This is a genomic window from Nitrobacter hamburgensis X14 (assembly GCF_000013885.1).
GTDB lineage: Bacteria > Pseudomonadota > Alphaproteobacteria > Rhizobiales > Xanthobacteraceae > Nitrobacter > Nitrobacter hamburgensis.
Genome location: NC_007964.1, coordinates 3,789,844 through 3,801,845, shown reverse-complemented (window position 1 = coordinate 3,801,845; position 12,002 = coordinate 3,789,844). Strand labels below are relative to the sequence as shown.

At 57.9% G+C, this 12,002-nt stretch carries 8 protein-coding genes; all 8 read left to right on the top strand.

All coding sequences use genetic code 11. The features are described from left to right. The first annotated feature begins 336 nt into the window (after nucleotides 1-336). The 8 genes from NHAM_RS17700 (at nucleotide 337) to NHAM_RS17665 (ending at nucleotide 11,739) form a co-directional block, all read left to right on the top strand. Entirely contained in the window at nucleotides 337-1,230 is an 894-nt protein-coding gene (locus tag NHAM_RS17700) for a c-type cytochrome (protein WP_245269933.1), read from the top strand. Continuing rightward, nucleotides 1,230-4,874, top strand: coding sequence for a nitrate reductase subunit alpha (locus tag NHAM_RS17695; RefSeq protein WP_011511827.1), 3,645 nt, complete (start codon nucleotides 1,230-1,232; stop codon nucleotides 4,872-4,874). The genes NHAM_RS17700 and NHAM_RS17695 overlap by 1 nt, the downstream gene beginning before the upstream one ends. Next, nucleotides 4,868-5,551 (top strand): FKBP-type peptidyl-prolyl cis-trans isomerase, encoded by a 684-nt coding sequence (locus tag NHAM_RS24145; protein ID WP_011511826.1) that lies wholly within the window; start codon nucleotides 4,868-4,870, stop codon nucleotides 5,549-5,551. The genes NHAM_RS17695 and NHAM_RS24145 overlap by 7 nt, the downstream gene beginning before the upstream one ends. A 66-nt stretch (nucleotides 5,552-5,617) precedes the next feature. After that, complete coding sequence (narH, locus tag NHAM_RS17685) at nucleotides 5,618-7,159, top strand: nitrate reductase subunit beta (protein ID WP_011511825.1); 1,542 nt, start codon at nucleotides 5,618-5,620, stop codon at nucleotides 7,157-7,159. Nucleotides 7,160-7,289: 130 nt separating this feature from the next. Next, nucleotides 7,290-8,318 (top strand): nitrate reductase molybdenum cofactor assembly chaperone, encoded by a 1,029-nt coding sequence (narJ, locus tag NHAM_RS17680; protein WP_011511824.1) that lies wholly within the window; start codon nucleotides 7,290-7,292, stop codon nucleotides 8,316-8,318. Nucleotides 8,319-8,352: 34 nt separating this feature from the next. Beyond that, nucleotides 8,353-9,030 carry a respiratory nitrate reductase subunit gamma gene (gene narI, locus NHAM_RS17675; RefSeq protein ID WP_011511823.1) on the top strand — a complete coding sequence of 226 codons (678 nt, stop codon included), beginning with the start codon at nucleotides 8,353-8,355 and terminating at the stop codon, nucleotides 9,028-9,030. A gap of 264 nt (nucleotides 9,031-9,294) precedes the next feature. Then, the gene (locus NHAM_RS17670; RefSeq protein WP_011511822.1) at nucleotides 9,295-10,548 is read left to right on the top strand and encodes an MFS transporter; all 1,254 of its coding nucleotides are present in this window, start codon (nucleotides 9,295-9,297) and stop codon (nucleotides 10,546-10,548) included. Between the two features lie 117 nt (nucleotides 10,549-10,665). Further along, complete coding sequence (locus tag NHAM_RS17665; RefSeq protein ID WP_011511821.1) at nucleotides 10,666-11,739, top strand: tellurite resistance/C4-dicarboxylate transporter family protein; 1,074 nt, start codon at nucleotides 10,666-10,668, stop codon at nucleotides 11,737-11,739. The last annotated feature ends 263 nt before the right edge of the window (nucleotides 11,740-12,002 follow it).

The window sequence follows — 12,002 nt, the reverse complement described above, 5'->3', positions numbered from 1 at the left end:
GTTATCGGGCATCGATCTCGGCGACTGCTCTTTCGCTGATCACACGATAGTCGGCGCTTAATCGCGCGCGAAAAAAATGCACATTTGTGAGATCAACGCCCTTGCGCTTTCTAACGATTCTAGTCTAGCATAAACCTACCGTCGCCGATCATGTGGATCTGAGAACGGCGGGTCACGAGCGGGAAACGTCTGTTTTTCTACCATAAACTTAACGCCCGCCCGATCATATGGATCTGAGGACGAGGGATCATGAGCAAAAAGCCCCTAGCGTCACGGCAAATATTGCCTCTTGTTGCGCTAGTTACGACTACAGCCATATGGGCAGCGTTGCCGACCGTGGCTAACGCGGCCGATGCAGCGGCAGGTAAAAAGTTATTCGACGAGAAGACGTGCAATGCATGTCACTCCGTCGGTGGTGGGGATCTCGTAGGCCCCGACCTGAAGAACGTCACGAAAGAGCGTTCGCACGAGTGGCTGCATGAGTGGATCATGGCGCCAGACGCAATGATCGCCAAAAAAGATCCGGTCGCGATCGAGCTGCTCAAGAAGTATAACGGCATGGAGATGCCGAACCTTGGGCTTAGTGCCTCTGACGTTGACTCAATCCTTGCATATCTGGGTTCGGCTGCGGGCGGCGCTGCGTCGACGGCTGCGCCTGCGCCCGCTCTCAAGGGTGATGCTGAGAAGGGCAAGGATCTGTTCACGGGCAATGATCGTTTCGCCAATGGTGGGCCGCCGTGCATGGCCTGTCACAGCACCGGCGGCCTCGGGGCTTTCGGTGGTGGACACCTTGGGCCTGATTTGACCGAAGTGGCAAAGCGCCTCGGTGGAGTGACCGGTCTTAATGGCTGGCTTGCAGGCTTGCCCACGCCGACCATGAAAGCTGTGTGGACGAAGCAGCCGCCGACTCCGCAGGAACGCGCCGACGTTGCTGCCTTCCTTTCTCAGGAAGGGCTGGCTGTGCGCTCGTCCTCGGCGATATGGCAACTGGCGGGTCTGACCGGGCTCGGTGCTCTGATCCTGTTTCTAATCGCGGGCTTCAGATGGCGGAACCGATTAAAGTATGGAGTGCGGCGTCCGATGATGGCTGCGCCCACGACCGGACGAAGCTCCGGCCCATATAACGGCGGTTGGTTTACGGGTATGTATCCTGACGGCTGGATAGGCAGGTTTAAGGGAACTGACGGTAATAGGCCCCGCGGCCGGACGAATGCACCGAGGAGACACTAATGAGCTGGATTCTTGACCTGGTTAATCCCCGGGAGCGCAAGTGGGAAGAGTTCTACCGCAACCGCTGGTCCCACGATAACGTTTTCCGCAGTACGCACGGCGTCAACTGCACCGGTGGCTGCTCCTGGGCGATCTACGTCAAGGACGGGATCATCACCTGGGAGATGCAGCAGACGGACTATCCGCTCCTTGAGCGCAGTCTGCCTCCTTACGAGCCGCGAGGCTGCCAGCGTGGCATCTCCGCCTCGTGGTATGTCTACAGCCCGATCAGGGTGAAGTATCCCTATATCCGCGGTCCGCTTCTCGACATGTGGCGCGAAGCGAAGGCGTCGAGTGCCGATCCGGTGCAGGCCTGGGGCGCGCTGATCGGAGACGAGCAGAAGCGGTCGCGCATTCAGAAGGCGCGCGGCAAGGGTGGTTTCCGCCGTGCCAAGTGGGAAGAGCTGGTCGAACTGATTGCCGCTGCCAGCTTGCACACCGCGCGCAAGCACGGGCCGGACCGGATAATGGGCTTCTCGCCGATCCCGGCGATGTCGATGCTGTCGTTCGCGGCCGGCACACGCTTTTTGTCGCTTATGGGCGGTTCGCTCATGAGCTTCTACGACTGGTACGCCGATCTGCCGACCTCGTTCCCGGAAATCTGGGGCGATCAGACCGACGTGTGCGAAAGCGCGGACTGGTACAACTCCAAGTTCATCGTTTCGATGGCGTCGAACATGAACATGACGCGTACCCCCGACGTGCACTTCATCTCGGAAGCGCGCACCGAGGGAACCAAGTTCGTGGTTCTCTCGCCGGACTTCAGCCAGATCGCCAAATACTGCGACGAATGGATTCCGATCCAGGCCGGACAGGACACGGCGTTGTGGATGGCGGCCAACCACGTCATTCTCAAGGAATACTACGTCGACCGTCAGGTTCCCTATTTTGTCGACTACATCAAGCGTTACACCGACCTTCCGTTCCTTGTGGAACTGGAGTCCAACGGCAACACCTACAAGACGGGTCGCTTGCTGCGTTCCAACCGCGTTCCTCGCTACAAGGATGTCGAGAACGGCGACTGGAAGATGCTGTTGCTTGACGCCAACAGCGGCGAGCTACGGGCGCCGAAGGGTCAGGTCGGCGACCGCTGGGGTTCTGTGCACGGTAAATGGAACCTGTCCGGCGAGGACACCCTGGACAACAGTCCGCTCGATCCGGTGCTGAGCTTTATCGATCGATCCGATGACGTGGTGCAGGTTGGGTTCGACGATTTCGCGAACGGACGTATCGTCTCGCGAGGCGTCCCGGTGAAGCGCGTCGCCACGGACAAGGGCGAGATTCTGTGCGCGACCGGCTTCGACATCATGATGTCCCAGTTCGGCATCAGCCGTGGCCTGGAAGGCGCTTTTGCGACCAGCTATGACGACGAGGATGCGCCCTATACCCCGGCGTGGCAGGAACGCCATACCGGTATCGGTCGTGAAACCGCGATCAGGTTTGCGCGTGAGTTTGCGACCAACGCAGAACTCACCAACGGCAAATCGATGGTGATCGTGGGCGCCAGCGCCAATCACTGGTACTACAACAACCTTTGTTACCGGTCGGCTACGGTCGCTCTGATCCTGTGCGGTTGTTGCGGCGTCAACGGTGGTGGTATCAACCACTACGTCGGCCAGGAAAAGCTTGCGCCCGTTGCGCCTTGGGCCACGGTTGCGCTGGCTCTCGACTGGGCCAAGCCGCCGCGGCTCGTGCAGTCGTCGACCTGGCACTACGCCCATAGCTGTCAGTGGCGCTACGAACAGGAGTTTACCGAGTACGGCCTGACGGCGCCGAATCCGAAATGGGCCAAGGGTCATGCGATCGACCTCGAGGCAAAGGCGGTGCATAATGGCTGGATGCCGTTCACGCCGCACTTTAACCGCAATCCGATCGAAGTTGCGGCTGAGGCCGAGCGGTCTGGCGCGAAGAATGTTCAGGATATCGAGACTTATGTTGTCGATCAGGTCGTCAGTAAGAAGCTTCAGATGGCGATCGACGACCCCGATGCTGCCGAGAACTGGCCGCGGATGTGGTTCATCTGGCGCGGCAACGCGATCCAGTCGAGCGCCAAGGGGCATGAGTTCTTCCTGCGGCATTACCTCGGGGCGCACGACAACGCCATCGCCGAGGATCGAGCCAAGGGCAAGGCGCAGGTAGTAAAATATCATGAAACGGCGCCGCGCGGAAAGTACGACCTGGTTATCGACCTTAACTTCCGCATGAATACGACGTCGCTCTACTCCGACATCGTGCTGCCGACGGCGTTCTGGTACGAGAAGAACGACCTCAACACGACTGACCTGCATTCGTTCCTGCATGTGCTGGGACAGGCGGTTCCGCCGGTGTGGGAATCCAAGACGGACTGGGAGATATTCAAGCTGATCGGTAAGAAGGTCAGTGAGTTGGCTCCGCTGGCGTTCTCCAAGCCGGTGCGCGATGTGGTCCTTCAACCGCTCATGCACGATACGCCGGACGAGTTGGCGCAGCCGGAGATTCTCGACTGGTCCTTGGGTGAGTGCAAGGCGGTACCGGGCAAGTCGTTCCCGCACGTGCGGGTGGTCGAGCGTGACTACGCGAATTTGTACAACAAATTCATCTCGTTCGGACCGAAGGCGCGGGAGGACGGCATTTCTGCGGTCGGGGTGCAGATCCCGATCAAGAAGCAGTACGACCAGATGCTCGACAATCCCATCATGCCGATGCCTGATCCGAGGCATATGCGGTGTGTGGAGTGGGGTGGCAAACGGTATCCGAGCCTTGAGGACGTGCTCGACGCCTGCAACACGGTGTTGCTGTGTGCTCCGGAGGCGAACGGTGAGGTTTGCTACCAGGCCTTCCATAATGAGGAGCATCACGTCGGTCTTCCGCTTGTCGACCTTGCTGAGCCTAACCGCAACGTTGCGGCGACGTTCTATGACCTTACGCGTCAACCGAGGCGAATCATTACGAGCCCCTGCTGGACGGGCATGGTTAACGACGGTCGCGCGTATTCGGCGTGGTGTATGAACGTCGAGCGCCTGGTGCCTTGGCGGACGCTGACCGGCCGGCAGTCGCTGTATCTCGACCACCAGTGGTACCTTGATTTCGGCGAGCACATACCGACCTACAAGCCGCGGCTCAATCCGCGCAAGACCGGCGATATCGTGAAAAGCCGGGTCGATGACCGCTCTCTGGTGCTGAACTACATCACTCCGCACGGAAAGTGGAACATTCACTCGACCTACAAAGATAACCACCGCATGTTGATGTTGTCTCGCGGCATGGATCCGGTGTGGATCAATGACAGGGACGCGGAGAAGGTAGGGATCGAGGATAACGACTGGGTCGAGGTCTACAACGACAACGGTGTGGTCGTGACCCGCGCCAACGTGAGCCGCCGAATTCAGCCTGGCACCTGCATGTACTACCACGCGGTCGAGCGTACGGTGTACATTCCGAAATCGCAGGAGCGTAAGTGGCGTGGCGGCGGACACAACAGCCTGACGCGTACTCGTATCAACCCGCTGTTCCTGGCCGGTGGCTATGCCCAGTTCACGTACGGCTGGAACTATTGGGGTCCGACTGGTATCTTAACGCGCGACACCCACGTCGTCGTGCGCAAGATGGAGAAGTTGGAATGGTAGGTGATCTCGCGACGCATGATCATGATCACGAACATGATCATGAACCGGCTCCGGCGCATTTCGGTGCGCCTGAGCGGGTTAGCGTCGGGAAATACGTGACCATTAACTACACGCTGCGTACCAACGGTACGATCCGTCACATTCGATCTGCTGTGTGGGGCGACGAACCGTTGGAATATCAGCAGGGCAGTGGGCGACTCCTGCCTGCCCTCGAGCGAGCGCTCGAGGGCAAGGTTGCGGGCGAGCGCTTCGAGGTGATTTTGCCTCCCGAAGAGGCTTACGGAGAACGAGACAAGGCGTTGCAGCAGCGAGTGCCGGCTGAAACGTTTGGTGGTGTTGATCAAATAGAGCCGGGTATGTGTTTTCTCGCGCATAGCGACGACGAGCGTCGGGTTGAGAACGTGTTGGTCACCGAGGTTGATGAGGATAACGGGTATGTGGTGGTTGATACCAATCACCCGCTCGCCGGCATGACGCTTGAGTTTGAGGGTAGCGTTGTGGCAGTGCGGGACACTCCAACCCCGGCGGGACATGTCGATCCGACGATGGCGAGTATGGGCGATGGGCTGGCGCTTGCTGCGGCGCAAGCGACAATTGACTCGCGGCGCAAGCGGACGATTGATGAGTCACCGAAACCATCGACGCCCGGCACTGTCAATGACACTGGCAACGCATAATCGCGAAGCGATAACCTAAAACGAAGCCATAAGAACGAAGCCATAGGAACGAAGGAGTACTACAACATGGACATCCGAGCTCAAGTTTCGATGGTCTTTCACCTGGATAAGTGCATCGGTTGCCACACCTGCAGCATCGCGTGCAAGAACATCTGGACCGATCGCAAGGGCACCGAGTACATGTACTGGAACAACGTGGAGACCAAGCCGGGTACGGGATACCCGACACGTTGGGAAGACCAGACCAAGTATCGCGGCGGCTGGGTGGTCGACGGGACGAGGCAGAAGAGCCTGCGGCTGCGGCTGCAGGGCAAATGGGGAACGCTGAGCAATATCTTCTACAACCCCTATCTGCCGACGCTCGACGACTATTTCGAGCCATGGACCTACGACTATCAGAACCTGATCAACGCGCCCCTGGCCGACGAGCAACCGACCGCGCGCGCCATCTCGATGGTGACGGGCAAGTACATGGACACGATCGAGGCGGGCCCGAACTGGGACGACGATCTTGGCGGCTCGCAGGTCTACGCCAACAACGATCCGAACTTCGATGGCGCCTCCGACGAGGAAATGCGCCAGATCAACGAGATCAACAGCACGGTCTTTTTCTACCTGCCGCGCATCTGCAACCATTGTCTCAATCCGGGCTGCGTGGCGGCGTGCCCGCAGGGAGCGATCTACAAGCGCGGCGAGGACGGCGTGGTGCTGGTCAGCCAGGAGCGCTGCCGTGCCTGGCGCATGTGCGTCTCCGGCTGCCCGTACAAGAAGACCTACTTCAACTGGTCGACCGGCAAGGCCGAAAAGTGCATCCTGTGCTATCCGCGCCTCGAGAGCGGCCAGCCTCCGGCCTGCTTCCACTCGTGCGTGGGACGCATCCGGTATATCGGCCTCGTGCTCTACGATGCCGATGCGATCGAGGAAACCGCCAAGGCCCCGCAAGACCAGTTGGTGATGGCGCAGCGCAACATCATCAAGGATCCGTTTGATCCTGATATCATCGCGGCTGCCAGGGCCAACGGTATCCCCGATTCGAAGATCGAGGCGGCGCAGAAGTCGCCGGTCTACCAGTTCGTCAAGAAGTGGGGCATTGCGCTGCCGCTGCATCCGGAGTTCCGCACGCTGCCGATGCTGTTCTACGTACCGCCGCTGGGGCCGGTGCTCGCCAAGGTGGAAAACGGCGTGTACGACAACATTGCCTCGGAATCGCGACTGGGTCCGTTGATGAGTTCACTCGAAAGGTCGCGTATACCGCTTCGCTATATGGCGAGCCTGTTGTCGGGCGGTAATGAGGACATCATCCGCGACGTCTACAAGAAGCTAGTCGCGGTGCGCGTCTATATGCGCTCGAAGAAGGTCAAGGACATTCCGGAGGAAGAGGTGCAAAGGGCGCTCGCCGAAGGCAAGACCACTGCGGCCGAGGTCGAGGCGATCTGGCGGCTCACCTCGTTGCCGACCTTCGAGGAACGCTTTGTGGTTCCGCCGATGGAGCGTGAGACAGCAGTCGATTCGCTGTTCCCGCAGCTCGATCCGGTGTCACGCAACTACCCGGTTCGGAAGGGTGAGGTCGGCGTCGGCTTCCACACCGACCCGGCGAGAGGACCATAGGCTTCTTCTCGTCACGATGCAGGCGCGAGACAGCGGTTGGGTTTCATATACCCAACCGCCGGGTCTCGCGTAATCGTCCGGCTCGCAAGGCGAGGCCGGAGAGTTTATAGATCGGTCATCATAGCAGATCATGAGTCGCTTTTCGCACCGCGCAGAGGTTCTGTATTCGAATCGCTCCAAGGTTTTGGGGTTGTTCGCGGACATCCTCGATTATCCCGTCCCGGGATTGGAACGTAAGGCGGACGAATGTGCGGCGTTGGTCGGTGCGGTGCAACCGCAGGCAGCCGCCTTGCTCAAGAGCTTTCGGAACTTTACTGAAGAGACTTCGGTCGGGAAGTTGCAGGAGGTTTACAGCGGTTTTTTTGATCTGAACTCGATATGCCATCCGTATGTTGGCTATCAGCTGTTCGGTGAAAACTACAAACGCAGCATTTTTCTAGTTGAGCTTAAGAAGAGCTATCGCGCGAGTGGGTTTGAATCCGATGCCAGCGAAATTCCTGATCGGCTGTCGATCGTGCTGCGATTTGCTGCGCAGAGCGACGGCGAGGAGATCGATGCGCTGTTGAATAAGGGGTTGCTGCCAGCGCTTGAGCGCATGACGACGAAGCCAGAAACCGAGAGTCACCAGCATGGGGCGGCTGATATCGATGGCGATACCGGTATAGAGCGGGCTAAGCTGGATGACCGGGAATTGCGCAAGCAGCAAAAAGACCAGCAGCGCGAGGCACGAAAGGCGCTTGAGGGGCAGAGTCAGGGCGACGATCGTCAACAGCTCAAGGGGCAAAACCAGGGCGACGTTCTTGAAGCCGGGTTTCTGTTAGCGATGAGCGAAGATTATGATCTCCAGGAAGCGGAAAAACGCACGCACCCTTACCATCAGGTGCTTGATGCACTTCGCCTGTTGTTACATGAAGGCATGACGAAGAAGCGTGCTGACCGTACGGCGGAGCAGGAGCGTGTTCTTAGCTGGACGCGTGAGCGTTTCAACCTCGACGAGGACGAAACCATTATGGTGTCGGAACTTCCATGTTCTGATCCTGGTTGTCCGCCGGTTGAAACGCATGTCGTGTTCTGGACGCAGGCCGGGCGGCAACACTTCAAGGTTTTCAAGCCACTCGCGGAGGTCGCCGCAGACGACCTGCTGGATTGGCGGGCGTGAGAGGCATATCCTATGTATGACGGAGGCAACTTAAATGTATGACGTGTTCCTATTTTCGGTCGTGCCATACTTGGCGATCGGGGTTGCGGTAGTTGGAGGTGTCTACCGTTACCGCAATAATCGCTTCTCCTATTCCACGCTGTCCTCGCAGCTCCTTGAGAATCGTCGGTTGTTTTGGGGCTCAGTGCCGTGGCATTACGGCATTGTTGTGGTTCTGTTTGCGCATCTAATAGGGTTCCTTGTGCCTGGCATGTGGGCGAGCCTTACGGCTACACCGACAGCCCTGTACACCATCGAGTTGATCGGCTTTACGTTCGGTCTGGCTGCGCTGATCGGGTTGTGCGTACTGATTGTACGCCGTTTCACGACGGAGCGGATTCTCGCCGTCACGAGTCCAATGGATGGCGTGTTGCTACTTGCACTGCTCGTGCAGGTAGCGCTCGGGTTCTGGGTTTCTCTGGCTTACCGCTGGGGTGCTGATTGGTACATCGATACGGCGGTGCCGTGGCTTATCTCCCTTGTCTCTCTGAACCCTCAGACCCACTATGTTTCGGCGTTGCCGCTCGCGGTCAAGGCGCACATGTTGACCGGGTTCGTGGTGATCGCACTGTTCCCATTCTCCCGACTAGTGCATCTGATTATGTTCCCGTTCTGGTACTTGTGGCGGCCGTATCAACTTCAGATCCGAAACACCGTAAAGTCTGCTCACTAACGCTTGGCGCAGTGATCAGCATCTGATAAAGTAATCGTGTGGTGTTTAACATGCACATCGCCGGCGAGTTTTACTCGCCGGCGAGTGTTGTGCGACAGTAGAGAACAGAACGGAGGGGGTAAGGCTTGGCTAAACCGTTGGGGCAACCGCGGCGGTAAGCCGGTAGCTTAAGATTCAGTCAGCAGCTAGATAGCCTTTATCCAGATCGTCTTTGTGAAGCACGCAGCGCTAACCAGCTAGATACATTTCTCGTAGGAGCTACCGGTGGAACATCCAGTTGTCGGGGTTAATGCGACTGACGAGCCGCAGGGCAACAGCAGGGTTTTGTTTATATCGACCATGGCGTTTTCGCTCGGTTTTGCGATTTGGGGGATGTTTTCCGCGCTCGCCCCGTTTCTGATCGAGTGGTATCATTTCACGAGCACTCAGGTGCTGGTATTGGCAGCGATGGAACCGCTTTTCGCGGCAGCCATCAGCATCCCGCTTGGGATCTGGACTGACAAATATGGCGGCCGAACAGTTTTTACGATTTTGCTGGTTTGCCTTTCCGTAGTTCTGATTTGCGGAACCTTTGCGGAGGGCTATTACTCATTCCTGTTTCTGGGTTCGATGCTCGGACTTGGAGGCGCGACGTTCGTGGTCGGTAACGCTCACGTCTCGTGCTGGTATCCCAAATCGAGGCAGGGGATGGCTTTGGGCCTCTTCGCTCTGGGCAATATCGGAATTACCGTCGGGATGGTGGCAGTTACATTCATTATTACCAGCGTCGTGGACCCGAACGATCCGGAGGGTTGGCGTATCATATTCCCGATCTTCGCCATTCCTACGCTGTTAATGGCGGCGATCTACATGTTTTTTACGTCCGATCCTCCGAATCGAAAGCTCAAAAATACGTCGATGCGTGAGATCTTCGCCGTATACCGCTCGGGCGTGATCGTCTGGCTGGTGCCTGGTCTTTACTGGGTGGCTTTCGGCACCCTGGTTTTCTTCGCGTCGATGATGCCGACTTATCTGGTCGACTATTGGCATGTGGACGCAACCAGCGCGGTCGCGTTTTATACCCCAGTGCTCGTGGTCTGTGTTGCCATTACCAGGCCGCTTGGTGGCTGGCTCGCTGATCGATACGATGTTCTGTCAATTCTGAGCTGGATGTTCGGTGTTATGTCCGTTCTGGCCGTGCTGATGGCTTTGCAGATATCATTGAGTGCCGAGTTGTTCGCATTCTATGGGCTTGCGCTGTTGTCCGGCGCCGCCGCGGCGGCGGTCATCAAGCTCATCCCGATCTACTTTGAGCACGTCGGCGCGGTCAGCGGCTTGGCGAAAGCCGCCGGCGCGGCCTGCGGCTTCACGATGACTGCGGTCCTGGCCGCCAGCAACTTCCTTCTGGGCGGCTACACCCTGGGGTTCGTCGTCTGGGCGCTGATGAACATGGCCGCGTTCTACGTCTCGTTCTCGCGAGTCGGCTTCAGGGATGCAAAACCGCTCCATGGAGCGATTGCAGTCGCTCCCGCACATTGAAGCCGTCCATTAGGATTGCCTCGAATTTGATGTCGGTCTATTCAAGCATCGCTACCGCCCTGGCGACGGGGTGGTAGCGCCGCCAGCGGTGCTTAAGCTCAAGGTCAAAAAAATCTAGTGCAGCCGTTCGACAAATCGAAACGTCGCTTTCGGCTTCGCATGCGCGGTGCCCGCCGCCTTTCACCGGCTTATTTCGCGTTGGTCATGGCCACCGGGATCGTCTCCATCGCCTCAGAGAAAGCTGGATTCCACTTTATCGCCATTGCCCTCCTGTGGCTGAATGCGACCCAATTTGTGGTGCTCTGGGTCCTCACGTCGTGGCGACTCGTGCGCTACCGTCGGGCACTGATTGCCGATTTGACAGACCATCGATCGGCGCCAGGGTTCCTCTCCGCAGTGGCCGCTACCGGCGTAATGGCAAACCAGCTGGTACTCGCTGGCGCTGTGGACGTCGCCATGGGACTCTGGGTTTTCGGCATTTTCCTCTGGATCACCCTGACTTATACGATTTTCGCTAACCTGACGATCATGGAGTCCAAGCCCACGATCGATCAGGGGATCACCGGAGCTTGGTTGCTCGCGGTTGTCTCGACGCAAGCAATCTCGCTCCTCAGCGCGCTTCTCGCGCGCCATATCAGTCAGCCCCTCCGTCTGGATGTCAATTTCCTCGCCCTGTCGATGTTGCTATGGGGCGGCATGATGTACATCTCGATTATTTCGCTGATTTTCTATCGCTACATGTTTTTTAAATTTTCGCCGGCCGATTTCGTGCCCTCATACTGGATCAATATGGGGGCGATGGCCATTTCGACGCTCGCCGGCTCGATCCTGATTGAGAATGCCGCGGATGCGTGGTTCCTCGAAGAGCTGCTTCCTTTTCTCAAGGGGTTCACGATCTTCTTTTGGGCTGCGGGAACCTGGTGGATCCCCCTGCTTATCGTTTTGGTCTTTTGGCGGCATTTCTATCGGAGATTCCCGCTCAGATACGACCCGGCGTATTGGAGCGCTGTCTTTCCGTTGGGTATGTATACTGTCTGCACCTACGAAATGGCCGGCGCCATGAGACTGGAATTCCTGCGCCCGATCGCAGACGTGTTCGTTTACGTGGCGCTATTGGCGTGGGCGGCCGCCTTTGTCGGCCTTGTCAAGAAGCTCGTCGGTAATCTGATCCCCGCACTCAATCCCCGCTAATGACGACGCTTTCAGGCAGCCTGGATCCCGATCAAAGGCCAGATTCGGAATCCGACGCCCAGCGGCTTGGATGCCCTTGAACTTGTAATTGACGGAGCGGTTGCCACTCGGACGGAAACATCTCGATCCGGAAGATGGATGATGGCGTGCTCGTTCGCGAAGACCTCCCAAGCCGTTGATTTGGAATTCGAGAACAACACGGCTCTATAATGGATTTGCCGTGGGCCTGTGGAGCAGGATTCCTTGCAAACTTGACTTGTGTT

Coding starts and splice junctions, on each gene's coding strand:
- NHAM_RS17695 (WP_011511827.1), top strand. CDS start 1,230: ATGAGCTGGATTCTTGACCTGGTTAATCCCCGGGAGCGCAAGTGGGAA.
- NHAM_RS24145 (WP_011511826.1), top strand. CDS start 4,868: ATGGTAGGTGATCTCGCGACGCATGATCATGATCACGAACATGATCAT.
- narH (WP_011511825.1), top strand. CDS start 5,618: ATGGACATCCGAGCTCAAGTTTCGATGGTCTTTCACCTGGATAAGTGC.
- narJ (WP_011511824.1), top strand. CDS start 7,290: ATGAGTCGCTTTTCGCACCGCGCAGAGGTTCTGTATTCGAATCGCTCC.
- narI (WP_011511823.1), top strand. CDS start 8,353: ATGTATGACGTGTTCCTATTTTCGGTCGTGCCATACTTGGCGATCGGG.